This is a genomic window from Streptomyces sp. NBC_00299, assembly GCF_036173045.1.
Taxonomy (GTDB): Bacteria; Actinomycetota; Actinomycetes; order Streptomycetales; family Streptomycetaceae; genus Streptomyces; species Streptomyces machairae.
The window spans coordinates 1,550,991-1,574,466 of the sequence record NZ_CP108039.1; the positions used below are offsets into that span (position 1 = coordinate 1,550,991).

General features: G+C 70.2%; 21 protein-coding genes. 13 read left to right on the forward strand and 8 right to left on the reverse strand.

All coding sequences use genetic code 11. The annotated features are described in order from the left end of the window. Nucleotides 1–102 precede the first annotated feature (102 nt). Nucleotides 103–924, forward strand: a complete 822-nt coding sequence (locus OHT51_RS06765; protein ID WP_328877976.1) for a phosphatase PAP2 family protein — start codon at nt 103–105, stop codon at nt 922–924. Beyond that, on the forward strand, nt 921–1,928 hold the full coding sequence (locus tag OHT51_RS06770) for a DMT family transporter (protein WP_328877977.1): 1,008 nt from the start codon (nt 921–923) through the stop codon (nt 1,926–1,928). Before OHT51_RS06765 ends, OHT51_RS06770 begins: the two co-directional genes overlap by 4 nt. 18 nt (nt 1,929–1,946) lie before the next feature. Here the strand turns inward: OHT51_RS06770 and OHT51_RS06775 are convergent, their stop codons facing one another. Beyond that, entirely contained in the window at nt 1,947–3,998 is a 2,052-nt protein-coding gene (locus OHT51_RS06775) for a phosphocholine-specific phospholipase C (RefSeq protein WP_328877978.1), read from the reverse strand. Nucleotides 3,999–4,160: 162 nt separating this feature from the next. Between OHT51_RS06775 and OHT51_RS06780 the strand changes: the two genes are divergently transcribed. From OHT51_RS06780 to OHT51_RS06810, 7 genes are all read left to right on the forward strand, one after another. Next, nucleotides 4,161–5,459, forward strand: a complete 1,299-nt coding sequence (locus tag OHT51_RS06780) for an MFS transporter (RefSeq protein WP_328877979.1) — start codon at nt 4,161–4,163, stop codon at nt 5,457–5,459. Between the two features lie 69 nt (nt 5,460–5,528). Then, nucleotides 5,529–6,251 carry a hotdog fold domain-containing protein gene (locus OHT51_RS06785; protein ID WP_328877980.1) on the forward strand — a complete coding sequence of 241 codons (723 nt, stop codon included), beginning with the start codon at nt 5,529–5,531 and terminating at the stop codon, nt 6,249–6,251. Nucleotides 6,252–6,398: 147 nt separating this feature from the next. After that, nucleotides 6,399–6,926 carry a hypothetical protein gene (locus OHT51_RS06790; RefSeq protein ID WP_328877981.1) on the forward strand — a complete coding sequence of 176 codons (528 nt, stop codon included), beginning with the start codon at nt 6,399–6,401 and terminating at the stop codon, nt 6,924–6,926. Then, a complete protein-coding gene (gene poxB, locus OHT51_RS06795) occupies nt 6,907–8,643 on the forward strand; it encodes a ubiquinone-dependent pyruvate dehydrogenase (protein ID WP_328877982.1) in 1,737 nt (578 codons plus the stop codon). Before OHT51_RS06790 ends, poxB begins: the two co-directional genes overlap by 20 nt. A 116-nt stretch (nt 8,644–8,759) precedes the next feature. Continuing rightward, the gene (locus tag OHT51_RS06800; protein WP_328877983.1) at nt 8,760–9,836 is read left to right on the forward strand and encodes an aromatic ring-hydroxylating dioxygenase subunit alpha; all 1,077 of its coding nucleotides are present in this window, start codon (nt 8,760–8,762) and stop codon (nt 9,834–9,836) included. Then, nucleotides 9,833–10,036 (forward strand): hypothetical protein, encoded by a 204-nt coding sequence (locus OHT51_RS06805; protein ID WP_328877984.1) that lies wholly within the window; start codon nt 9,833–9,835, stop codon nt 10,034–10,036. The genes OHT51_RS06800 and OHT51_RS06805 overlap by 4 nt, the downstream gene beginning before the upstream one ends. Then, nucleotides 10,033–10,971 carry a PDR/VanB family oxidoreductase gene (locus tag OHT51_RS06810; protein WP_328877985.1) on the forward strand — a complete coding sequence of 313 codons (939 nt, stop codon included), beginning with the start codon at nt 10,033–10,035 and terminating at the stop codon, nt 10,969–10,971. The genes OHT51_RS06805 and OHT51_RS06810 overlap by 4 nt, the downstream gene beginning before the upstream one ends. On the opposite strand, the gene OHT51_RS06815 is transcribed toward OHT51_RS06810, so the two are convergent. Next, nucleotides 10,886–11,737, reverse strand: coding sequence for an IclR family transcriptional regulator domain-containing protein (locus tag OHT51_RS06815; protein WP_328877986.1), 852 nt, complete (start codon nt 11,735–11,737; stop codon nt 10,886–10,888). The two genes, OHT51_RS06810 and OHT51_RS06815, sit on opposite strands and share 86 nt — an antisense overlap. 205 nt (nt 11,738–11,942) lie before the next feature. On the opposite strand from OHT51_RS06815, the gene OHT51_RS06820 reads away from it, so the two are divergent. Genes OHT51_RS06820 through OHT51_RS06835 form a run of 4 tightly spaced genes read left to right on the forward strand, consistent with a single transcriptional unit; the run spans nt 11,943 to nt 15,308 of the window. Then, nucleotides 11,943–12,911 (forward strand): ABC transporter substrate-binding protein, encoded by a 969-nt coding sequence (locus OHT51_RS06820; protein WP_328877987.1) that lies wholly within the window; start codon nt 11,943–11,945, stop codon nt 12,909–12,911. After that, entirely contained in the window at nt 12,908–13,681 is a 774-nt protein-coding gene (locus tag OHT51_RS06825; RefSeq protein WP_328877988.1) for an ABC transporter permease, read from the forward strand. Before OHT51_RS06820 ends, OHT51_RS06825 begins: the two co-directional genes overlap by 4 nt. After that, nucleotides 13,678–14,457, forward strand: a complete 780-nt coding sequence (locus OHT51_RS06830) for an ABC transporter permease (protein WP_328877989.1) — start codon at nt 13,678–13,680, stop codon at nt 14,455–14,457. The genes OHT51_RS06825 and OHT51_RS06830 overlap by 4 nt, the downstream gene beginning before the upstream one ends. Nucleotides 14,458–14,477: 20 nt before the next feature. Next, nucleotides 14,478–15,308: an ABC transporter ATP-binding protein gene (locus tag OHT51_RS06835; protein WP_328877990.1), complete on the forward strand. Its 831-nt coding sequence runs from the start codon at nt 14,478–14,480 to the stop codon at nt 15,306–15,308. Here the strand turns inward: OHT51_RS06835 and OHT51_RS06840 are convergent. The 6 genes from OHT51_RS06840 to OHT51_RS06865 all read right to left on the reverse strand — a co-directional run bounded on the left by OHT51_RS06840 (nt 15,280) and on the right by OHT51_RS06865 (nt 23,448). After that, entirely contained in the window at nt 15,280–17,430 is a 2,151-nt protein-coding gene (locus tag OHT51_RS06840; RefSeq protein ID WP_328877991.1) for a discoidin domain-containing protein, read from the reverse strand. The two genes, OHT51_RS06835 and OHT51_RS06840, sit on opposite strands and share 29 nt — an antisense overlap. 81 nt (nt 17,431–17,511) lie before the next feature. Continuing rightward, nucleotides 17,512–19,095, reverse strand: coding sequence for a glycoside hydrolase family 13 protein (locus tag OHT51_RS06845; RefSeq protein ID WP_328877992.1), 1,584 nt, complete (start codon nt 19,093–19,095; stop codon nt 17,512–17,514). A 44-nt stretch (nt 19,096–19,139) separates the two neighbouring features. Beyond that, complete coding sequence (locus OHT51_RS06850; protein ID WP_328877993.1) at nt 19,140–20,000, reverse strand: carbohydrate ABC transporter permease; 861 nt, start codon at nt 19,998–20,000, stop codon at nt 19,140–19,142. Further along, entirely contained in the window at nt 19,997–20,953 is a 957-nt protein-coding gene (locus OHT51_RS06855) for a carbohydrate ABC transporter permease (protein ID WP_328877994.1), read from the reverse strand. Before OHT51_RS06855 ends, OHT51_RS06850 begins: the two co-directional genes overlap by 4 nt. A 6-nt stretch (nt 20,954–20,959) precedes the next feature. After that, nucleotides 20,960–22,306: an ABC transporter substrate-binding protein gene (locus tag OHT51_RS06860; RefSeq protein WP_328877995.1), complete on the reverse strand. Its 1,347-nt coding sequence runs from the start codon at nt 22,304–22,306 to the stop codon at nt 20,960–20,962. Nucleotides 22,307–22,449: 143 nt separating this feature from the next. Next, on the reverse strand, nt 22,450–23,448 hold the full coding sequence (locus OHT51_RS06865; protein WP_328877996.1) for a LacI family DNA-binding transcriptional regulator: 999 nt from the start codon (nt 23,446–23,448) through the stop codon (nt 22,450–22,452). Between the last annotated feature and the right edge of the window lie 28 nt (nt 23,449–23,476).

Below are 23,476 nucleotides of genomic sequence, written 5' to 3' on the forward strand. Positions count from 1 at the left end.
CAGCCAGCGCCACCAAGCACCACTGCGCACAACCAAGCACCACAACCCAGCACCACCCAGCACCACCCAGCACCACCCACCGTCAGCGAAAGGGCCGGGGGAATGAATGCCCGCACCGAGCCTGCCCGGGCGGAGAGCGACGCGATAGCGCGGCCTCCGCTCGTCCGGGAGCTCCTGCTCGTCGCAGGGCTCTTCCTCGTCTACAAGTTGGGCCGGCAGCTCGCCACGGGCCACACCGGCGAGGCCTTCCACAACGCCGACCGCGTGTGGGACCTGGAACGAGCCGTCCACCTGCCCGGCGAGGGCTCGGTGCAGAACCTGCTGCTGCACGGCGACACGCTCATACACATCGCGAACACCTACTACGCGACCGTCCACTTCCCGGCCACCGCGGCCTTCCTGATCTGGCTCTACCTGCGGCGCCCCGCGCACTACGTCCGGTCCCGCCGCGTCCTCGCCGTCGTCACCGCCGCCGCCCTGCTGGTGCACCTCACGTTCCCGCTCGCCCCGCCGCGCATGCTCGCCGCGGCCGGCCTGCTCGACACCGGGCAGGTGTACGGCCCCTCCGTGTACGGCCCGCCCGAGACCGACCACCTCTCGAACCAGTTCGCGGCGATGCCGTCGCTGCACTTCGGCTGGGCGCTGATGGTGGCGATCGGCCTGATCGTGGCGACCCGGTCGCGGTGGCGGTGGCTGTGGCTGCTGCACCCGCTGGTGACTCTGCTGGTGATCGTGGGCACGGCGAACCACTACTGGCTCGACGCGATCGTGGCCACTGCCATGCTCGGCCTCGCGCTCGCGGTGATCCAGCTTCCGCAACGCGCCGCTACGACGTCCCGACGCGGCGCCGGCAGGCTCGTACCGGCACCCCGCAGTGAGGAATCCGCCGGCGACGAAGCCGTACTCGTGGGGGCGGGCCGATGAACGCCACCGTCCTCGCCGTCGTCCTGTCGCTGTTCTCCGCCGTCGCCTACGCCGCCGCGGCCGTGGCCCAGGAGCGGCTGGCTTCCCGCGCCGCGGGTTCCGGCCTGCTGCGGCTGCTGGGCTCCGGCGCCTGGTGGGGGTCGGTCCTGCTCAACGGCGCCGGCGCGCTGCTGCACGTCGTGGCCCTCAAGTACGGTCCGCTGACCCTGGTGCAGCCGCTGGGCGCGCTCACCCTCGTGGCCGCGGTGCCGCTGGGTGCGCGCCTCGCCGGGCGGCGGGTCAGCGCGGTCGAGTGGCGCGGTACGGCGCTGACGCTCGCCGGGCTGGGCGCGATCCTCGTCACGGCGTCCGGGCCCGCGCCCGACGACGTGCTGAGCACGTCCGAGGCGGTGGCGGTCGCGGCGGTGACGGTGGCGCTGATCGGCATGCTGTCGCGGCCGGGCGCCCGGCCGGGACTGCGGCACGCGACCGCGTCCGGATTCGCCTCCGGAGTGGCCTCGGCGCTCACGCAGACGGTGACGGTGGCCGCGACGGACCACTCGGCCCCGCTGCTCAGTCTTCAGGTGATCGGGGTGGCGTTGCTGGTCGCGGCCCTTGCGGCGAGCGGGCTGCTGCTGTCGCAGACCGCCTACCGGGGCGGCCTCGGCGCCCCGCTCGCGGTGGTGACGCTGGCCAACCCGATGGCGGCCGCGGTCATCGGGCTGGTCCTGCTCGGCGAACGCCTGCAGGGCGGCGCGGCGGGCATCCTGCTCGCGCTGGCCGGGGCGGGCCTTGCGTCCTGGGGCGTGGTGCTGCTCAGCCGGGCAACGCCCGGCCCCGCCTCCTCCCCGGCACCTGCCACGCCCGCTCCCGCCGCGGACGACGACCACCCCGTCGCCGCCGTACTGGCCCTGGAGGCCGAGAGGTCGGCGGCACGGGTGCCGGCGCCGGCGCCCGAGTCGCCTGCCCCGGCACCGGCGTTGGTGCCCCGGCAACCGGAGCCGGGGCACCTCACAGCGCACTGAGCAGAGCTGCGATCCGGACTAGTCCGTGATGATCGCCGGGTCACTCACGCCCGGCCGCCCGTTCTCGACGTGCCCGGCGAAGCGCCGCAGGAACCTCGGGTCGGCGTCGGTGGTGACGGTCAGGTCGTACCAGCGCCGGCTCCCCTGCAGGTCGACCGTGTGGCGCACGGTGTCGCCGGGCCGTACCGTCACCGTCGCGGGGCGCCCGCCGTACCCGTTGGCGATCTTCAGGCGAACGCTCGTCGTTCCCTTGTTGGTGAAGGTCAGCTCGATGTCGTCGCCCTTGTGCCGGGCGGTGACCTCGGGGCCGGCCGTCTTGTTCGAGCCCTTGAAGTAGCGCACGAATCCGTTGGGGCCGTGGACGGTCAGGTCGTACGAGCCGTTCGAGTACGCCGAGTTCCAGGTGTCCGCGATGCTCTTGCCGGCCTCGGTGGTGTACATCCAGGGGCCGTCGGTGCGGTTGCCCGAGGTGATGTGGAAGGCGGCACCGGCCTTGGCCCCGGAGGCGAAGGACAGTGTGAACTTGCCGGCCGCCGCGTCCACGGAACCGTCCACGTGCGGGGCGTACTTGAGCGGGCGGGCGCGACGCAGACCGCGCTCCTGCTTGGGCATGGCCGGGTCGGCCGGCGGCGTCGGCTTGTAGTCGGGGTGCCGCTCGCGGTCCGGCGGCTCGTACTCGTCCGTCTCGGGCAGCGCGGCCGGGCGGCTGTCCTTGCAGGAGAAGTCGAAGGCCGAGGTCAGGTCGCCGCAGATGGCCCGGCGCCAGGGGGAGATGTTGGTCTCCTTGACGCCGAAGCGGCGCTCCATGAACTGCAGGATCGAGGTGTGGTCGAGGGTCTCGGAGCAGACGTAACCGCCCTTGCTCCACGGCGAGACGACCAGCATCGGCACGCGCGGGCCGAGGCCGTAGGGACCTGCCGGACGCTTGCTGTCGCCCTTGTAGAGGTCGAGCGAGACGTCGACGGTGGATTTGCCCTTGGAGGCGTCCTTCGGGGGGAGCGGCGGCACCACGTGGTCGAAGAAGCCGTCGTTCTCGTCGAAGGTGATGAACAGGGCCGTCTTCGACCAGACCTCCGGGTTGGAGGTGAGGGCGTCCAGGACCTGGGCGATGTACCAGGCGCCGTAGTTCGAGGGCCAGTTGGAGTGCTCGGTGAAGGCCTCGGGGGCGGCGATCCAGGAGATCTGCGGCAGCTTGCCGGCCTTGACGTCGGCCTTCAGCTGGTCGAAGTAGCCGTCGCCGTTCTTGACGTCGGTGCCGGTGCGGGCCTTGTCGAACCAGGGGTCGCCGGGCTTGGCATCGCGGTACTTGTTGAAGTACAGCAGCGAGTTGTCGCCGTAGTTGCCCCGGTAGGCGTCCTCGATCCAGCCCCAGGAGCCGGCCGCGTCCAGGCCGTCGCCGATGTCCTGGTAGATCTTCCAGGAGACGCCCGCCTGCTCCAGGCGCTCGGGGTAGGTGGTCCAGCCGTAGCCGAGTTCGTCGTTGCCGAGGACCGGGCCGCCGCCGGTGCCGTCGTTGCCCGTGTAGCCCGACCACATGTAATAGCGGTTCGGGTCGGTGGAGCCGATGAACGAGCAGTGGTAGGCGTCGCAGATGGTGAAGGCGTCGGCGAGGGCGTAGTGGAAGGGGATGTCCTCGCGGTTCAGGTACGCCATGGTCGTGGTGCCCTTGGCGGGGACCCACTTGTCGTACTTACCGCCGTTGTACGCCTGCTGCCCGTCGTTCCAGCCGTGCGGCAGGCCCTCCAGGAACTGCATGCCGAGGTCGTCGGCGTCCGGGTGGAACGGAAGGACGTCCTTGGTGCCGTTCGACTGGTGCCAGATCGACTTGCCGCCGTCCTGCGCCACCGGGCGCGGGTCGCCGAAGCCGCGGACGCCGCGCAGCTTGCCGAAGTAGTGGTCGAAGGAACGGTTCTCCTGCATCAGGACGACGATGTGCTCGACGTCCTCCATCGACCCCGTTCGGTGGTTCGCCGGGAGGGCGGCGGCCCGCTGGATGCTGCTCGACAGAGCAGTGAACGCCGTGGTCGCGCCCGCGACTTGAAGGAATCGGCGGCGATTGACTTCGGGCATGAGTGAGGGACCTCTTCCCATAGGGGGTGATGTGACCGGACGGCATGTGACGGAATGCGCGCGGAAGGAGTGTTCCAGGAGCACCAAACGTCAGGGAAGGGTCCGGTGGCGCTTGTGTGAAAGTCGTCGGTACGTGAGGTGTGCCGGGATCGGGACACGGGGATGGTCGCGATCATGACAGAGACGACGCGCACGGTTTCCCCGCCGACGAAACGGCCCGTACGCCAGCTCCTCGCCGCCTCCGTCGGCAACGCCGTGGAGTGGTACGACTGGTACGCCTACACGTTCCTCGCCACCTACATCGCGGCCGAGGTCTTCCCCAAGAGTGCCGACAACTCCCTCGTGCCGCTGCTCTCGACGTTCGCGGTCTTCGCCGTGGGCTTCTTCATGCGGCCCGTCGGCGGACTGGTGATGGGCGCGATCGCCGACCGCCGCGGCCGGCGCGCCGCGCTGACGGTCACCATCCTCCTGATGGGCGGCAGCAGCCTGCTGGTCGGCCTGACCCCGACCTACGAGACGGCAGGCGTCCTCGCTCCGGTGATCCTGGTCCTCGCCCGCCTCCTCCAGGGCCTGTCCGTGGGCGGCGAGTTCGCGGCGTCGACGACCTTCCTCGTGGAGTCGGCGGGACCGGGCCGCCGCGGGCTGTTCTCCAGCTTCCAGTACGTGTCGACGACGGCCGGGCAACTCGTGGCCTCCGGCATCGCGACCCTGCTGGTGGACACCCTGAGTGACGGGCAGATGAACGGCTGGGGCTGGCGGGTGCCGTTCGTCCTCGGTGCCGTACTCAGCCTGGTCGGCTTCTGGATCCGGCAGGGTGCCCAGGAGACGCGGAGCGCCGAGCAGCAACAGGCCCCGCGCCCCGCCCTGTTCGAGGCGCTGCGCCGCCACCCCCGCCAGTCCCTGCTGATCTGCGGGATCACCGCGGGCGGCACGATCGCGTACTACACATGGACCTCGTACCTGCCGACGTACGCCGAACTCAACGCGGGCATCGAGAAGTCCGACGCGCTGCTCGCGGGCACGATCTCACTGGCCTTCTTCGCCCTGCTCCAGCCCCTCGGCGGGCTCCTCTCCGACCGCTTCGGCCGCCGCCCCCTCCTTCTCTTCTTCGGCCTGGGCTTCGCCCTCCTCACCGTCCCGCTGCTGCACGCCCTGCGCGACTCGTTCACGGTGCTGCTGCTCGTGCAGTGCGCGGGCATGGTCCTGCTGACCGGGTTCACGTCGATCAGCGCGGCCGTGAACGCCGAGGTGTTTCCGCCCCGGGTGCGGGCGGCGGGCATCGGGTTCCCGTACTCACTGACGGTCGCGATGTTCGGCGGTACGGCGCCGTACGTCGGCACGCTGTTCAAGGAGCTGGGTCACGCGGACCTCTTCCCCTGGTACGTCGCCGCCCTGTGCCTCGGCTCGTCGCTCGTGTACCTGCGCCTTCCGGAGACGGCCCACAAGCCTCTGGAGCGCTGAGCCACGCGGCGTACTCCCGGACGGAGGGGCTCGCCCTGGCGGCGAAGAACCTGTGGTGAGGTGGGGATCATGACGACGAGTGACGCGATCGTGGTGCCCGGGCTGTACGTCGGCTACCCCGAGGTGGCCTTCGGCGGCTACGTCGCCGGTGTGCTGGCGGAGCGGTCCGGGGCACGGACGGTTCGCGTGGACTTCCGTGGACCGGTGCCGGTCGAGGTGCCCGTGCGGATCGCCGAGACGGCGGACGGTGGCGTGGAGTTGGGCGAGGCCGACCGCCCCCTCGCCGCGGCACGCCCCGCCGAGCTGCCGGTCGACGCGCCTGCTGCGCCCACCTGGAACGAGGCGGCCGCCGCTGCCGCGAGGTTCCGGGCGGCGCCGCCGTCGGGTGTGGTCGACTGCTTCGGCTGCGGCCTGCGTACCGTCGACCGCGGTCTGCGTGTGCACGGCACGCCGGTGCCGGACCTCGGCCTGGTGGCCTCCGCCTGGGCCCCGTCACCGGCCTTCGCCGACCCGGACGGCCGACTCCCGGCCCCGCTGGTCTGGGGCGCCCTGGACTGCCCGGGACACTGGGCGGGCCGCTTCCTCGGCACCCTGCGCCCGGGAGCGGTCACCGCCTCGCTCACGGGCACGATTCTGCGGCCGGTCACCGTCGGGGAGCCGTACATCTCGTACGCGTGGCTGCGGTCGGAATCCGGACGCAAGCACACCATGGGCGTGGCACTCGCGACGGCCGGGGGCGAACTGTGCGCCGTCTCCGAAGCGTTGTGGATCGACCCGAGGCCCGCCCCCTGAAACAGCCGCTGCCCGAGCTCGTCGTCCCGTGGCATGGGAGGCGGAGGAGGCGCATGGTGGAAGTAGGGAGCGGCTCTCCCCTGCGTTCCGCAGGCTGCGGGGCGGTCCGGCGTGCCCGGCTCCCCTACAGGCGGGAGGATGACTGCCATGGCGCGTGCCACAGCCCCACTGCTCTACGGGGCCGCCGCCGGGGCCGCGGGTACGACTGCGCTCGACGTGGTCAGCTACGGCGACATGGTCCTGCGGGGCCGGGCGGCCAGCTCCACACCCGAGACAACCGTGCGCAAGCTGGCGGAGAAGCTTCACCTGCGCATCCCCGGCGAGGGCGCGGCCCAGGAGAACCGCATTACGGCTCTCGGCGCGCTCACCGGCCTGGCTGCCGGGACCGGTATGGGCGTGGTGCTGGGGCTGGCGCATGCAGCCGGCTGGCGTCCGGCTCCGAGCGCCCAGTACGCGGCGGCCGTGGTGGGGGCGTTGGTGGCCACCAACGGGCCCATGACCGTGCTGGGGGTGACCGACCCCCGGACCTGGGCCGCAGCCGACTGGGCTGCCGACATCGTTCCGCACCTCGCCTACGCGGTGGTGACGGTGAGTGTGTTCAACCGGCTCCTCGGCCCAACGCCCAGCGCAACCCGGGGCAGGAGGGCGTCACATCATGGCCGACACTGTTGCTGACCTCATCGTCTCCACGCTCAAGGCGTCCGGGGTGCGCCGGGTGTACGGTCTGCCCGGCGACTCCCTCAACGGCTTCACCGACGCGCTGCGCCGTGACGGCACCATCACGTGGGGGCATGTCCGGCACGAAGAGGCCGCCGCCTTCGCCGCCGCTGCCGAGGCAGGCGTGACCGGACGCCTCGCGGTCGCGGCCGGCAGTTGCGGGCCGGGCAACCTGCACCTGATCAACGGGCTGTTCGACGCGCAGCGCAGCCGGGTGCCGGTGCTCGCGGTGGCCGCGCAGATTCCCCAGGAGCAGATCGGCAGCGAGTACTTCCAGGAGACGCATCCGCAGCTGCTGTTCCGCGAATGCAGCGTGTACTGCGAACTGGCGAGCATTCCGGAGCAGGTGCCCTGGCTCCTGGCGACGGCTGTCCGCACCGCCCTCGAACGCAGCGGAGTGGCGGTACTGGTCGTCCCCGGCGAACTGTTCCTGGCGCCGGCGCCCGACAGGCCCGCTCAGCACCCGGTGCTCAAGACGTCGTCCCACATCCGGCCGGACGACGCCTCGCTGGCCCGTGCGGCGCAGGTCCTCAACGCGGCCGACCGGGTGACGATCCTGGCCGGGGCCGGCTGCCAGGGGGCGCACGACGAGGCCGTGGCACTGGCCGAGGCGCTGAAGGCACCCATGGTGCACTCGCTGCGGGGCAAGGAGTTCCTGGAGTACGACAACCCTTACGACGTGGGACTGACCGGGTTGATCGGCTACAGCTCGGGCTACCGGGCGATGGAGCACTGCGACGCGCTGCTGATGCTGGGCACCGACTTCCCCTACCGCTCGTTCTACCCGCGCAAGGCGTCCGTCGTGCAGGTCGACGTGCGCGGCGAGCACATCGGCCGCCGTACGCCGGTGGAGGTACCCCTGGTCGGGACCGTCAAGGACACCGCCCAGGCGCTGCTTCCGCTCCTCGAACGCCGAGGCGACGACAGCTTCCTGAACACGATGACCCGCCACTATCAGCGGGTGCGCTCGCGTCTGGACCGGCTGGGCGAGGCCAAGCCCACCGACTCCCCGCTGCACCCGCAGTACGTCGCCGCCACCGTCGACCGCCTGGCGGCCGGCGACGCGGCCTTCACCGCCGACGTCGGCACACCCACCGTATGGGCGGCGCGCTACCTGCGCATGAACGGGGCTCGGCGGCTCATCGGCTCCTTCAACCACGGCTCGATGGCCAACGCTCTGCCCCACGCGATCGGGATTCAGGCCAGCCATCCGGGCCGCCAGGTGATCGCGCTCTCGGGCGACGGTGGCCTCGCGATGCTGCTCGGCGAGCTGAGCACACTGCGACAGCTGGACCTCCCGGTGAAGGTCGTCGTCTTCAACAACTCGGCGCTGGGTTTCGTCGAGTTGGAGATGAAGGCCGCGGGCGTCGTCACCTACGGCACCGGTCTGGAGAATCCCGATTTCAGCGCGCTGGCCCGCGCAGCCGGTCTGCACGCGTCCCGCGTCCGGCGCGCGGACGAGTTGGAGGACGCGTTGCGGGAGGCCTTCGCACACGACGGGCCCGCACTGGTCGACGTGCACACCGAGCGCCAGGAGCTCTCGCTGCCTCCCAAGCTCACCCTTGAGCAGATCAAGGGCTTCACGCTGTTCGCCACCCGCACCGTCCTCTCCGGACGCGGTGACGAGGTCCTTGAGCTCACCAGGACCAATCTGCGCCAGCTCAGCCTTGAGTAGGGGCTGCCCTTCCGTCTGGCAGAAGTCGCCTTGCGCGGCGGGCGCGGCCGTCACGACCCTGATGCCAACCACGGCACGCGGGGCGACGAAGCCCCGCCGACAGGGACGGGAACCCCATGCCTCACACCACCGCCTTCGCCAGGAACCAGTGGTACGTCGCCGCCTACAGCCATGAGGTCGGACGCGAGCTGCTCGGTCGGACCGTCCTCGGAGAAACCCTCGTGCTCTACCGCACGGAGGAGGACGGGACGCCGGTCGTCCTGCACGACCGCTGCGTGCACCGCCGCTACCCGCTGTCCGAGGCGCCGACCCGGCTCGACGGTGACCGGATCGTGTGCGGGTACCACGGGTTCACGTACGACACCACCGGTACGTGTGTGTATGTGCCCGGACAGAAACGCGTTCCGCGCACCGCGCGCGTCGCCTCGTACCCGGTCGTCGAGCAGGACTCCCTGATCTGGGTGTGGATCGGTGACCCGGCGCTCGCCGACCCGCAGAGCATCCCGCGGGCCAGGCACCTCGACTCCCCCGGCTGGGTCACCGTGCGCGGCATGGAGCCGATCGACTGTGACTACGGCCTGCTGGTCGACAACCTTCTCGACCTCTCCCACGAGACCTATCTCCACGGCGGCTACATCGGCACCCCCGAAGTCGCCGAGACCCCGATCACCACCGAGGTCGACGAGGGCGCCGGCATCGTCCGGGTCAGCCGGCACATGGACGACGCCGAGTGCCCGCCGTTCTACGCCAGGTCGACCGGCATGGAGGGCAGGATCACGCGCTGGCAGGACATCGAGTACCACGCCCCCTGCCTGTATCTGCTGCACAGCCGTATCGCCCCGGTCGGCGTGCTGCCCGAGGCGGACGGCAACGACCCGAACGGCTTCCACACCGAGATCACGTACGCCATCACGCCGTCCGGCGACGGCAAGGTGTACGACTTCTGGGCGGTCTCGCGGGACTGGGCGACGGACGACGCCGAGGTCACCGAGTTCCTGCGCGGCAACAACCACACGGTCGTCATGCAGGACGTCACCGCCCTCAACCTGCTCCAGCAGACCCTCGGCACCGAGCGCCACGGCTACCAGGAGCTGAGCATCAACATCGACACCGGCGGCCTGGCCGCCCGCCGTATCCTCGCCCGGCTGGTCGAGGAGGGCGCGAAGCCGATGGAGACGGAGAAGGTCCAGTGAGCGGTCCCACCGGCGAGATCTACCGCATCGACTGGCTGCCCGGCACCGACGTCCTGCACGGCACCTGTCACTGCGGGCGCGAGCACACCGCGCAGGACCCGGTGGAGATGTGGGAGTGGATGCTCGCCCACCCCCGGGGACACCGGCTCCAGGGGTCCGAGGGACACGAGGGACACGAGCCGCGAGGAACCAGGTCATGAACGACGTGTACGAAGCCGAACTCGTCGTCGCCCGCAGGGAGTTCGCGGCCGACGGCGTCCTCGCCCTCACGCTGCGCCACCCACTGGGCGAGCAGCTCCCCGCCTGGGAACCCGGCGCGCACATCGACGTCGTGCTCGGGCCGGAGCTGGAGCGCCAGTACTCGCTGTGCGGCGACCCGGCCGATCGCACCGCCTGGCGGATCGCCGTGCTGCGGGAGCCGGACGGGCGCGGCGGATCCGCCCATGTGCACGAGCAGGTGGGTCAGGGCCACAAGGTACGGGTGCGCGGGCCGCGCAATCACTTCCGGCTGGAGCCCGCTTCCCGCTACGTCTTCGTCGCCGGCGGCATCGGCATCACCCCGATCCTGCCGATGCTGGCCGCGGCCGAGGCGGCGGGTGCCGCGTGGACGTTGCTGTACGGCGGGCGCACCCGTCAATCCATGGCATTCGCCGAGGAGTTGGGGCCGTACGGCGAGCGGGTGACCGTCGCTCCGCAGGACGAGTCCGGCCTGCTGGACCTGGCCTCGGTGCTCGACGACCTCCCGACCGGCACCCTCGTCTACTGCTGCGGCCCCGGCCCCCTGCTGGACGCCGTCGAGGCGCGGTGCCCGTCGGAGGTGCTGCGTGTCGAAAGGTTCCAGGCGAAGGAGCAACCGGTCGGCGAGGACGGGGAGTTCGACGTCGAGCTGGCCCAGAGCGGCCTGACGCTCACCGTCGCGCCGGGCGTCTCCGTCCTCGACACCGTGCGCGCCGCCGGCATCGAGGTGCTGTTCTCCTGCACGGAGGGCACCTGCGGCACCTGTGAGACCGACGTCCTCGACGGAACTCCCGAACACCGGGACTCCGTGCTCACGCGGGAGGAACAGGAGAGCGGCGAGACGATGATGATCTGTGTGTCCCGCTGCCGGGGGAAGCGGCTCGTCCTGGACTTGTGATGGTGAGGTCGCCCTCGATCCCGGCGACGGTCGCCAGCAAGTGCGGCAGCAGGTCGCTGCGCACGGAGTCGGCCGAGTTGCGCCCGGCGTGCACGGCGATGTTGACGGCCGCGACCACCTCGCCGTCCCGGTCCCGCACCGGGGCGGCGACCGACCTGAGGCCCTCCTCCAGCTCCTGGTCGACGACGGCGTAGCCCTGCCGGCGCACGCGGCCGAGTTCCGCGCGCAGGGCGTCAGGCGAGGTGATCGTGCGGGCGGTGAGGGGCTTCAACTCGGCGTGCTCCAGCCTGCGTTCCACCTCCTCGTCCGGCAGATGGGCGAGAATCACCCGGCCCACGGACGTCACGTACGCCGGGAAGCGCGTGCCGACCGTGATCGACGCCGTCATGATGCGACGGGTCGGCACCCGCGCCACGTACACGATGTCGTCGCCATCGAGGACGCACAGGGACGACGACTCCCGTACCTGCGCGACGAGTTGCTCGAGATGCGGCTCGGCGATCTGGGGCAGGGTGTAGCTGGAGAGGTAGGAGTAGCCGAGTTCCAGCACGCGCGGGGTGAGGCGGAAGAGCCGGCCGTCCTGGTGGACGTAGCCGAGGTCGGCGAGGGTCAGCAGCAGCCGGCGGGCGGCGGCACGGGTCAGGTCGCAGGTGTGGGCGACCTCGCTGAGCGTGCGGGCGGGATGGTCGGCGTCGAAGCAGCGGATGACGGCGAGGCCGCGCTCGAAGGACTTCACGAAGTGTGGTGCGCGGTCTGCCGGAAGCATCGCCACCTCCAATAGTGTCAACAATGTTGTCGGCGACACATTCGGTGCCGACCCGACCCGTCCCGCTCCGTCCAGCTCCGTCCCGCCAATTGCCCTGTCTCCGTTGAGACTTCTACCTTCCCGCAGGGCATTCCCGCGCACTACTGTGCGCCTTGCGCACAACCTGTCGGAACACCGCTGCACCGTTGTCTGTACAGGAGGAGCCATGCGTCGTCTGTCGGCCGGTCTCACCGCCGGCGCCCTGCTGCTCGTCGCGACGGCCTGTGGCTCGTCCGACGACGGTTCGCCGGACGCGGGCGCGTCGTCCGGCGGAGTCACCACCGTCAAGCTCGGAGTCATCCCGATCGTCGATGTCGCGCCGCTGTATCTCGGCCAGCAGAAGGGGCTGTTCGAAAAGCACGGCCTCAAGCTGGAGTTCACGACCGCTCAGGGCGGCGCGGCGATCGTGCCCGGCGTGGTCAGCGGGCAGTTCCAGTTCGGGTTCAGCAACGTGACGTCGCTGATGGTCGCGCAGACCAACGGTGTCCCCGTGAAGGCCGTCGCCAACGGCATCGCGTCGACCGGCGTGCGGGGCAAGGACTTCAACGGCCTCATGGTCAAGAAGGACAGCCCCGTGAAGTCGGCGAAGGAGCTGGAGGGCAAGAAGGTCGCCATCAACACCCTGAAGAACATCAACGAGACCGCGGTCCGGCAGGCGGTGCGTGAGGCGGGCGGCGACCCGGACAAGGTGAAGCTCGTCGAGATGGCCTTCGACCAGATGCCCGCCGCCCTCGACCAGGGCCAGATCGACGCCGCGTGCGTGGTCGAGCCGGCGACCGCCACCATCAGGAGCCAGGGCGGCCGCGAGATCGCCTCGCCGTTGATCGACGTCGCGCCGGAACTCACCGTCGCGATGTACTTCACCTCCACGCAGTACGCGCAGCAGAACCCGGATGTGGTGAAGAAGTTCCAGGAGGCCACCGCCGAGTCCCTCGCCTACGCCGAGGCCCACCCGGACGAGGCCCGGCAGATCGTCACGACGTACACCAAGATCCCGGCGGCGGTGCTGGAGCAGGTCGTCCTCCCGAAGTGGCCGGCCGAGCCGAACCGTTCCTCCATCGAGGCCCTCATGAAGCTCGGCGAGGAGGACGGCCTCTTCAAGAAGACGCCCGACCTGGACGCCCTGCTGCCGTGAAGGGCGTGAACGTCGCACTCGGTGCGGCCGGCCTCGCGGCCTTCCTCGCCCTGGGCGAGGCGGTGCCGCGGCTCGGTCTGGTCAAGGAGGCCTACTTCCCGCCGACCAGCCGCATCGCGGGGGCGCTCGCGGACGAGGTCACCGACTCGGCCTTCTGGAGCGCCCTCGGCGACACGCTCACCGGCTGGGCGCTGGGCCTGGCGATCGCGTCCTGCGCGGGCATCGTGGTGGGCGTGGTCGTCTCGGTCGTGCCGTATCTGCGTGAGGTGACGGCCTCCACGATCGAGTTCCTGCGCCCGATCCCGTCGGTCGCCCTGATCCCGCTCGCGGTACTGCTGTACGGCACCGAACTGCGCTCGGTACTCCTGCTCGTCGTCTACGCCTCGTTCTGGCAGGTGCTGATCCAGGTCCTGTACGGCGTCCAGGACGTCGACCCCGTCGCCGACGAGACGGCGCGGTCGTACGGCCTCGGCACCTGGGCGCGGGTCCGGCATGTGCTGTGGCCGACCGCGCTGCCGTACGTCATGACCGGTGTGCGGCTGGCGGCGGCCGTCGCGCTGATCCTCGCCATCACCGCCGAACTCATCATCGGAGCACCGGGGTTGGGCAAGCTCATCGGGGTGGCGCAGGCCTCGCAGGCCGTGCCCGAGATGTATGCGCTGATCGTGGTGACCGGGCTGCTCGGGCTGCTGATCAATGTGGGCGCGCGGACGGTGGAGCGGCGTGCGCTGGCGTGGCATCAGTCGGTACGCGGGGAGGTGGCGGTGTGACGCGCGTGCTGCTGCGGCTGGTGTTCGTGTGCGCGCTGCCGGCGGTGCTGGTCACGGTCTGGTGGGTGGCCTCGGCCGGCAGCACGGACGTGTACTGGCCGCCCCTGCGGACGATCCTGGAGGCCTTCCCGGAGGTATGGACGGCCCAGCGGCTGCGTGCGGACGTCCTGCCCAGCGTGCTGCGGCTGACGGGCGGCTACGCGTTGGCGGCCGTCGTGGGCGTGGCCCTCGGTACCGTCATCGGCTCCTACCGGCGGGTGCGTGCGGTGTGCGAGCCGGTCCTGGAGTTCCTGCGGGCGGTGCCGCCACCGGTGCTGGTGCCGGTCATCATGCTGTTCGCCGGCATCGGCGACACCATGAAGGTCACGGTGATCGCGAGCGGCTGCGTGTGGCCGGTCCTGCTCAACACGGTCGAGGGCGTGCGGGCGGTGGACCCGGTGCTGGCGGAGACGGCACGGTCGTACGGCATCACGGGCGTGGCGCGGCTGCGGAGGGTTGTCCTGCGCTCGGCCAGTCCGCAGATCATCGCGGGCCTGCGCCAGGCCCTGTCCATCGGCATCATCCTCATGGTGATCAGCGAGATGTTCGCCGCCAGCAACGGGCTCGGCTTCACCATCGTCCAGTTCCAGCGCGGTTTCGCGATCCCGGACATGTGGACCGGCATTCTCGTGCTCGGCCTGCTCGGCTTCGTGCTGTCGGTCGTCTTCCAGTTGGTCGAGCGGCGGGTGCTCGGCTGGTACCACGGTCTGCGCGCCTCGGCCCGGCGGTCGCCGTGAACCTCGTGAAAGGGCGGTCCATGCACGCGCTTCTTGCCGTATCCGGCCTGCGCAAGGTCTACGAGGGGTCGGGGCGGCGGGTGGAGGCGGTCCGCGACCTCACCTTCACCGTCGACGCCGGCGAACTGGTGTGTCTGGTCGGCCCGTCGGGCTGCGGCAAGACGACGCTGCTGAAATGCATCGGCGGACTGCTCACGCCGACGGCCGGTGAGGTGCACCTGGAGCAGCGGAAGGTAACCGGGCCGCCGCCCGGGATGGCGTTCGTGTTCCAGGAGTACGGGCGCAGCCTCTTCCCTTGGATGCGGGTCGGCGAGAACGTCGAACTACCTCTGAAACAGAAGGACTTGAGCAAGCCACGGCGGCGGGAGCTGGTGCGGGACGCGCTGGAGTCGGTCGGGCTGGCGGATGCCGTCCAGGCGTATCCGTGGCAGCTGTCGGGCGGTATGCAGCAGCGGGTCGCCATCGCCCGGGCGCTGGCCTACGAGCCCCGTGTACTGCTGATGGACGAGCCGTTCGCGGCGGTGGACGCGCAGACGCGGGCCGATCTGGAGGATCTGGTCCGGGGGCTGTGGCGGGAGCGCGGCATCACGATCCTGTTCGTCACCCATGACATCGACGAGGCCGTGTACCTGGGCGAGCGGGTGCTCGTCCTGTCCGCCTCACCCACCGTCGTCCAGGAACAGCTCAAGGTCGATCTGCCCGCCGAACGCGACCAGTTGCACACGCGGGTGGATCCGCGCTTCGCCGAGCTGCGTACCCATGTGTACGAGCAGATCCAGGCGGCGAAACGCGGAACACCTCAGGGCGTGGTGCAGGACGCGGTCAGGACAGATACGCCTCCACCTCGCTGAACTGAGCAGCGGGCCACCCCGTGTTGGCAGTGATGTGCAGCCTCAGGTGGCGCAGGCTGGTGCCGCTCGGCAGGGAGACCGTGACCGTGTTGCCGGTCGCCGGGTCGAAGCGGTAGTCCTTGGCCGCGACCACGGTCGAGTACGTCGACCCGTCCGTGCTGCCCTGGACGGACAGCGTCTGGGTGCGGGCCTGCCAGGCCGACTGCGGCGGCAGTTTCAGCACCAGACGGCGGACCGCCTCGGTGGCGCCGAGGTCGGCCGTCCATGACTGCGGGAAGGCGTTGTTGGCGGACTCCCAGTAGCTGTTCGCGTCCCCGTCGGCCGCCTTGCCGGGCGTGTAGACGTCCTGCGAGCCGGTGGCCGAGGCCGGGCGGCCCTTGACGAGGTTGCGGGCCGGGTCGGGGTCGGGGTTGCCCTGGCCGGGCTGCGGCCAGGTCGAGCAGTCGGACCAGGTGCTGCTCCAGCCGGAGTTGCCGCCGCCGTCGGTGAGGGTGAAGGTGCCCGAGCCGGACGGGTAGGGGCAGTTGTAGATGCCGGCGGCGCCCACGCCGGAGGCCGTGACGTTGCGGAAGGTGGCGGCTCCCGGGGCCTCGGCCTGGACGACGACCGTACCCGCGTTGCGCACGGTCGCGCCCTCGACGGTGATGTTCTTGGCCGCGAAGCCCCGCCCGCTGCCCGAGACGAACTCGAAGGCGCTGTACGGGCTGTCGGTGATGGTCGTGTTGGTGATCCGGACGTTCGCCTCGATGGCGCTGTCGTAGGAGTCGACGCGCAGGGCGCCCATGGGATGGTTCCAGTTGGGGTTCATCGCGCCCGTGCGGACCAGCGTGTTGCCGTCGACGGTGATCGTGCCGGCCAGCGGGTGGAAGGGGTCCAGGAACTTCTGGTTGGAGATCGCGATGCCGCTGCCCAGCGCGTTGGTGTCGGAGATCAGGTTGTTCTTGACCGTGATGTCGGTGCCGCCGTAGATCGCGATGCCGTTGGCGAGGTTCGGCTGGGTGATCGTGTTGTTCTCGAAGCTGCTGTTGGTGTCCGGCGCGTACAGCGACCACATGGCGAGCGCGTCGTCGCCCTGGTTGCGCAGGAAGTTGTGCCGGACGCGGACGCCGCGGGCGTTGCCGTTGAGGTTGAGTCCGTCAGCGGTCATGTCGAGGAAGCGGTTGTTCTCGACGACGAGGTTGTCGTTGTTGCCCAGCAGCCAGAGGCCGACCTTGAGGTGCTGGAGCCACATGCCCGAGACCGAACTCCCCGCTCCCAGTGAGCCGTTGACGAAGTTGTCGGGGTTGGAGTCGACCCGTTCGGTGACCTCGCCGATCACCGCGAAGTCCTTGATGTGGACCTTCCCTGACGAGCTGGACTGGTCGATGAAGCGGGAGCTGCGCACGATCGAGTGCCAGTGCCCGGCACCCTGGAGGGTCACGTTCTGTACGCCGTTCAGGGACGAGGTCAGCCGGTACTCGCCCGGCGGGATCCACACCACCCCGCCCTGCGCGGCGGCGATGGCCTCGCGGAAGGCCTGCGTCGAGTCGCCCTGGCCGCTGGGGTCGGCGCCCTTGGAGGTGACGGACACCGATCCGGCGGGCTGCCCCGTGGGCGCCGCGGCCTGCTCGAAGTCGGCGACATCGACGGTCACTTGGGTGCCCGTCGCCTGGAAAGCCACCTTGTCGCCCGCCTGCACGTTCTGGCCGAGCAGCAGGCGGGCGTTGTCGTAGAAGTGGTGCGTCTTGGCGCCCGGGATCCAGCCGGTGTCGACGTAGGAGTACTTCGAGGTGACCGCGAGGGTCTTCGCGATCTTCTGACCGTTGACGTACACGTCCAAGGTGCCGGACTGGCCGTCGGGGACGCTGTAGGCGACATTCACGGCGTTGGCGGCGCGCGGGACCGTGAACTCGACGCGCTGGCCTGCGGTGAGGCGTACGGCCTGGCGTCCGGAGGCCTCGGAGGCGAGGGTGCCCTGCGTGTAGTCGGGGCCGATCTTCGCGCCGGTCGTGGTGGCGGACTCGGCTTCGACGGAGGTGAAGGGGAGGGTCGCGCCGGCCGCGGCCTGGGCGGCGGGGGCCATCGCGGTGAGCAGACCGCCGGCGAGGGCGACGACCACGACCGCCGAAGCCATTGTTGTCATGGGCCTGACAGCCCTAAGTGTGTGCTGCTGCATGTGCTGATCCCTTCGTGGTGGGGGTACGGGGATGAGCGGGCCGCGGTGTCAGGCGCGCAGCCAGACCGCGGTGTCCTTCGGCAGCCGCCCCTCGGTGTCCAAAGGACCGCTGCCGAGCAGGAGTTCGGTGTGGGCGGGCAGGTCGGCGGGGGCGTCCGCGAGGTTCACCACGCAGGTCGCGCCCCTCCCTCGGGCGAAGGCGAGCGCGCCGTCGGGTGCGGGCAGCCAGGTCAGCGGGCCGTCGCCGAACGCCGCCCGGAGCTCGATCGCCCGGCGGTACAGGGCGAGCATCGAACCGGGGTCCGCCGCCTGACGGTCGGCGGCGTACGACGCCCAGTCGGCGGGCTGCGGCAGCCACGGCTCCTCGCGTGAGCCGAAGCCCGCGTACGGCGCCTCGGCGGCCCACGGCAAAGGCACCCGGCAGCCGTCCCGGCCCGGGTCGACGCCGCCGGAGCGGGAGTGCATGGGGTCCTCGATGCGGTCGAGGGGGATGTCGGCCTCGGGCAGGCCGAGCTCCTCGCCCTGGTAGACGTAGACGGCTCCCGGCAGGGCCAGCGACAGAAGCGCGCCCGCCCGGGCGCGGCGGGTGCCGAGCGCGAGGTCGGTCGGGGTGCCGAAGGCCTTGGTGGCGAAGTCGAAGCCGGTGTCGGCGCGGCCGTACCGGGTGACCGTGCGGGTCACGTCGTGGTTGCACAGCACCCAGGTCGCGGGGGCGCCGACGGGCGCGTGCTCGGCGATCGTCTCGTCGATGGCCCCGCGCAGCCGCCCGGCGTCCCAGGGGCAGGTCATGAACGAGAAGTTGAAGGCGGTGTGGAGTTCGTCGGGGCGCAGGTAGCGGGCGAATCGTTCGGTGTCGGGAAGCCAGACCTCGCCGACGAAGATGCCGCCGTACTCGTCGGCGATCGCGCGCCAGGAGCGGTAGACGTCGTGGAGTTCGTCGCGGTCGACGTACGGGTGCGGGGACTCGCCCTCGGTGAAGTCCGGCAGGCCGGGGTCCTTGACGAGGAGGGCGGCCGAGTCGATGCGGACACCGGCGACGCCGCGCTCGAACCAGAAGCGCAGGATGTCCTCGTGTTCCTGGCGCACGGCCGGGTGGGACCAGTCGAGGTCGGGCTGCTCGGGGGCGAAGAGGTGGAGATACCAGTCGCCGTCGGGGAGCCTGCTCCAGGCGGGGCCGCCGAACTCCGACCGCCAGTCGTTGGGCGGGAGTTCGCCGTGCGGGCCGCGTCCCGGGCGGAAGTGGAACAGGGCGCGCTCCGGGCCGCCGGCGAGGGCCGCGCGGAACCACGGGTGCTGGTCGGAGACGTGGTTGGGCACGATGTCGACGATGGTGCGGATGCCCAGCTCCCGGGCCTCGGCGATGAGCTTCTCCGCCTCGGCGAGAGTGCCGAACGCCGGGTCGATGGCGCGGTAGTCGGCGACGTCGTAGCCGCCGTCCTTCATCGGGGAGACGTACCAGGGCGTGAACCACAGTGCGTCCACGCCGAGTTCGGCGAGATACGGCAGCCGGGCGCGGACGCCCGCGAGGTCACCGGTGCCGTCGCCGTCGCCGTCCGCGAAGCTGCGGACGTAGACCTGGTAGATGACGGCGGAACGCCACCACTGCGGGGAGGCGTGACGGGGCTGTGCCACGGTGCGGCCCTTTCTGTGGGAGGGAGGAGGACGTCCTGGGGACATCAGCCCTTGCTGCTGCCCGCGCCGATCCCGGCGATGATGTGCCGCTGGAAGACCAGGAACATGGCGACCATGGGGATGCTGGCGATCACCATGGAGGCGATGAGCACGGTCAGCGGGATGTTCTGCGACAGCTGGACGAGCGCGACGCTGATCGGCTGCTTGTCGGTGTCGGAGAAGACCATCAGCGGCCAGAGGAAGTCCTGCCACACGGCCACCAGGGCGAAGATCGAGACCACCCCCAGGACCGGCCGGGACATCGGCAGCACGATGGACCACAGGGTGCGCAGCTTCCCCGCGCCGTCGATCTCGGCGGCCTCCAGGACATCGCGCGGGAGCTGGTCGAAGAACCGCTTCAGCAGATAGAGGTTGAAGGCGTTGGCGACGGCCGGCAGCCAGATGGCCAGGGGGTCGTTGAGCAGTCCGAGGTCCGACACGGTCAGGTACTTCGGCACGACCAGGGCCTGGGCTGGGACCATCAGCGTGGCGAGGATGCCGCCGAGGACCACCTTGCCGAAGACCGGCCGCAGCCTGGACAGCGCATAGGCGGCGGCCGTGCAGAACACCAGCTGGAACACCCAGGCACCGGCGGCCTGGACCACCGTGTTCCACAGATGGGCCGGCAGCTGCATCAGGTCCCACGCGTCCGTGTACCCACTGAGGTGCCACTGCTCGGGGACGACGGTGGGCGGCGTCCGCGCCACCTCGTCCGGTGACTTCATCGCGCCCGTCGCCATCCAGTAGACGGGGAAGAGGAAGGCCAGCGTGAAGAGCAGGACGGTGCCGGTGAAGACGGACCAGTAGACGGCCCTGCCGCGCGGGCGGGCCAGGGTGGCCGGGGAGACGAGGGTCCGGGTGGTCATGCGCCCTCCCCTTCGGTGCGCGTCAGACGCAGGTATACGGCGGAGAAGGCGCCGAGGAGCGCGAGGAGCAGGACGCTCAGGGCGCAGGCACCGCCGAAGTCGTTGTAGAGGAAGGCGTACTTGTAGATCAGGTAGAGGACGGTCACCGTGGCGTTCTCGGGGCCGCCGCCGGTGATCACGAACGGTTCGGTGAAGGCCTGCATCGTGGCGATGATCTGAAGGAGCATCAGCATCAGGATGACGAAGCGGGTCTGCGGGATCGTGACGTGGCGGATGCGCTGCAGCAGGTTCGCGCCGTCGAGTTCGGCCGCCTCGTACAGCTCCCCCGGAATGGACTGGAGCGCCGCCAGGTAGATCAGTACGGTGCCGCCCATGTTGGCCCAAGTGGCCACGATCACCAAGGAGATGAGCGCGGTGTCGGCGCCGTTGGACCAGTTCGAGGTAGGCAGGTGCAGGAAGCGCAGCGTCTCGTTGGCGAGGCCGGTGCCGGGGTCGTAGAACCACTTCCACAGCAGGGCGCTGACCACCGGCGGGATCATCACCGGCAGGTACACCACGACCCGGAAGAACGCCTTGGCGTGCCGCAACTCGTTGAGGACCAGGGCGAGTACGAACGGGATCGCGAAGCCGATCAGCAGGGCGAGCAGTGTGAAGGTGAGGGTGTTGCGCCAGGCCGCGGCGAACTCCGGGTCGGCGAAGACGCGGGTGAAGTTGGCGGTGCCGACCCATTCGGGGTCGCTGCCGGGCGTGTACTTCTGGAAGGCGATCACGACGGCGCGGATCGCCGGGTACCAGGAGAAGAGGGCGAAGCAGACCAGGCCGCCGAGGAGGAAGCCGTAGGCACGCAGCTGGTCGGTGAGGCGGCGCCGCCTCCGGTCCCCTGCCGGGGGCGGCGCCTGCATCGGGCGGACCGCGACCTTCTCCACGGTCCGGCGCTGAGCCGTCCTGGTCATGGCCCGTCAGCCTCGCGCCAGGATGCCGTCGATCTTCCCCGAGGCGTCCTTCAGGAGCTGGTCGATGTCGGCGTCCTTCTTGGTCAGGACTGCCGAGACGACACCGTCGAGGACGGAGTAGATCTGCTGGGCGCTCGGCGGCTCGATCTTCATGTCGAGGCTCTGGTTGCCGTCCAGGAAGGCCTGGTAGTTCTCCACCGGGACGTTCGCGTTGGCCTCCTTGACCTGCTGGTCCTTGGCGTCGGCGGCACCGGAGAACAGACGGGGTTCGGGCAGTCCGACGGGGGCCTCGTTCTTCTTGGCGCGGGCGTAGTCGCCGAGGAAGCCGTCTCCGGGGGTGAGGAACATGTGGTCCAGCCACTTCAGTCCGGCGCGGATCTGCTCGGGGTCGGCCTTCTTGTTGAACATGTAGCCGTCGCCGCCGATGAGCGTGCCCTTGCCGCCGGGCATGGGAGCGAGGGCGAGGTCCTTGTAGTTGCCGCCCTTCTCCTTGACCAGGATCGGGATGTTGTCGGGGGCGGAGAGGTACATGCCGAGCTTGCCGGAGCCCATCATCTGCTGGACGTCGTTGATGACGAGGAGCTGCTTGCTGCCCATCGAGTTGTCGGTCCAGCGCATGTCGTGCAGGTTCTGCAGCACGGCGCGGCCCTCGGGGGTGTCGATCGTGGCCTGCTTGCCGTCGGCGCTCACCACGTCCCCGCCCTGGGAGTAGAGCTCGGCGGTGAAGTGCCAGCCGCCCTGGTTCTGGGCGCTGTAGTCGGCGTATCCGACGGTGCCGTTGCCGAGACCGGCTATCTTCTTGGCCGCGGCGCGCAGCTCCTCCCAGGTCGCCGGGGGCTTCTCGGGGTCGAGACCGGCCTCGGTGAAGAGCTTCTTGTTGTAGATCAGGCCCATCGAGTAGCCGGTGCGCGGGATGCCGTAGACCTTGCCGTCGACGGTGTAGATGTCGCGCAGCTGCTGCTGGATGGTCTCGTAGCTCTTCAACTCCTTGAGGTACGGCGTGAGATCGGCCGCCTGGTTGATGTCGACGACGTGCCGGGCGTCCGTGAAGTACGTGTAGAAGACGTCCTCCATCTGCCCGCCGGCGAGCTTGGCGTCGAACGTCTTCGGGTCCTGGCAGGGGAACGCGTCATGGGCCACGACGTCGATGCCCGGGTTCTGCTTCTCGAAGGACGCGATGTCCTGCTCGAAGAACTGGCGGTCGACCTTGGCGCTCTTGGGCGGCATGCAGTTGACCGTGATGCGGGTCTTTCCACTCGCCGAGTCGTCGCTCGACCCGCAGGCGGAGACGGCCAGAGCGAGGGAGCAGACGCTCAGCGCGGCAAAGGTACGGCGGAACCCGGTGCTTCTCATCGGTGGACCCCTCTGGGCAGGAGCGGTGGGCGCCGCACACTCAAGCACCGGCGACATCGGTCCGCAAGATGTCGCGCGAGATTTGAAATTTTTTAACAGCTGGATGGATGCCCGGAACTACAGGCCGGATGCAGGGGCGGATGTCAGGTGCGAGGAGCCTGCGCCGTCGACCCGCGCACCACCAGTTCCGGCTCGAAGAGCAACTCCTCGGCCGGTACGGCGGTGCCCGCGATCTGCGCGTTCAGCAGCTCCACGGCGGCCCTGCCCATGGCCTCGATGGGCTGGCGGACGGTGGTCAGGGGAGGCTCCGTGCAGTTCATGAACGCCGAGTCGTCGTACCCGACCACGGAAATCTGTGACGGTACGTCAAGTCCCTTGCGACGGGCGGCCCTGACCGCCCCGAGCGCTAGCGGGTCGCTGGCGCAGATGATGCCGGTGACGCCCCGGTCGATCAGCCGGGAGGCGGCCGCATGACCGCCCTCGATCGAGAAGATGGCCCGCGCCACGTGCTCCTCGGGCAGCTCCCCGGCGACGCCCCGCGCGGCGGCCAGTTTGCGCGCCGACGGCACATGGTCGCCCGGCCCGAGCACCAGCCCGATGCGCCCGTGGCCCAGCGAGGCCAGATGCCGCCAGGCCTGCTCGACGGCCACGGCGTCGTCACAGGACACGGCCGGAAAGCCCAGGTGCTCGATGGCCGCGTTGACCAGCACGACCGGGATGTTGCGGTCGGCGAGCTCTTTGTAGTGGTCGTGCGGCGCGTCGGCCTGGGCGTACAGCCCGCCGGCGAAGACGACGCCGGAGACCTGCTGTTGCAGCAGCAGCGCGACATAGTCGGCCTCGGACACCCCGCCCTTGGTCTGCGTGCACAGCACCGGCGTCAGCCCGAGCTGGGCGAGCGCCCCGCCGATCACTTCGGCGAACGCGGGGAAGATCGGGTTCTGCAGCTCGGGCAGGACCAGGCCGACGAGCCGGGCGCGTTCCCCGCGCAGTTGCGTGGGCCGCTCGTAGCCGAGGACGTCCAGAGCCGAGAGCACTGCCTGCCGGGTGGCCTCGGAGACGCCGGGCTTGTCGTTGAGCACCCGGCTGACCGTGGCCTCGCTGACCCCGACCTTCTTCGCCACTTCCGCAAGTCGTCGCGTCATGCACGCAAGAATAGCGCAAGCAATGCAA

Coding starts and splice junctions, on each gene's coding strand:
- OHT51_RS06840 (WP_328877991.1), bottom strand. CDS start 17,430: ATGACAACAATGGCTTCGGCGGTCGTGGTCGTCGCCCTCGCCGGCGGT.
- OHT51_RS06775 (WP_328877978.1), bottom strand. CDS start 3,998: ATGCCCGAAGTCAATCGCCGCCGATTCCTTCAAGTCGCGGGCGCGACC.
- OHT51_RS06865 (WP_328877996.1), bottom strand. CDS start 23,448: ATGACGCGACGACTTGCGGAAGTGGCGAAGAAGGTCGGGGTCAGCGAG.
- OHT51_RS06785 (WP_328877980.1), top strand. CDS start 5,529: ATGACGACGAGTGACGCGATCGTGGTGCCCGGGCTGTACGTCGGCTAC.
- OHT51_RS06770 (WP_328877977.1), top strand. CDS start 921: ATGAACGCCACCGTCCTCGCCGTCGTCCTGTCGCTGTTCTCCGCCGTC.
- OHT51_RS06860 (WP_328877995.1), bottom strand. CDS start 22,306: ATGAGAAGCACCGGGTTCCGCCGTACCTTTGCCGCGCTGAGCGTCTGC.
- OHT51_RS06790 (WP_328877981.1), top strand. CDS start 6,399: ATGGCGCGTGCCACAGCCCCACTGCTCTACGGGGCCGCCGCCGGGGCC.
- OHT51_RS06855 (WP_328877994.1), bottom strand. CDS start 20,953: ATGACCAGGACGGCTCAGCGCCGGACCGTGGAGAAGGTCGCGGTCCGC.
- OHT51_RS06800 (WP_328877983.1), top strand. CDS start 8,760: ATGCCTCACACCACCGCCTTCGCCAGGAACCAGTGGTACGTCGCCGCC.
- OHT51_RS06815 (WP_328877986.1), bottom strand. CDS start 11,737: ATGCTTCCGGCAGACCGCGCACCACACTTCGTGAAGTCCTTCGAGCGC.
- OHT51_RS06850 (WP_328877993.1), bottom strand. CDS start 20,000: ATGACCACCCGGACCCTCGTCTCCCCGGCCACCCTGGCCCGCCCGCGC.
- poxB (WP_328877982.1), top strand. CDS start 6,907: ATGGCCGACACTGTTGCTGACCTCATCGTCTCCACGCTCAAGGCGTCC.
- OHT51_RS06780 (WP_328877979.1), top strand. CDS start 4,161: ATGGTCGCGATCATGACAGAGACGACGCGCACGGTTTCCCCGCCGACG.
- OHT51_RS06820 (WP_328877987.1), top strand. CDS start 11,943: ATGCGTCGTCTGTCGGCCGGTCTCACCGCCGGCGCCCTGCTGCTCGTC.
- OHT51_RS06765 (WP_328877976.1), top strand. CDS start 103: ATGAATGCCCGCACCGAGCCTGCCCGGGCGGAGAGCGACGCGATAGCG.
- OHT51_RS06810 (WP_328877985.1), top strand. CDS start 10,033: ATGAACGACGTGTACGAAGCCGAACTCGTCGTCGCCCGCAGGGAGTTC.
- OHT51_RS06835 (WP_328877990.1), top strand. CDS start 14,478: ATGCACGCGCTTCTTGCCGTATCCGGCCTGCGCAAGGTCTACGAGGGG.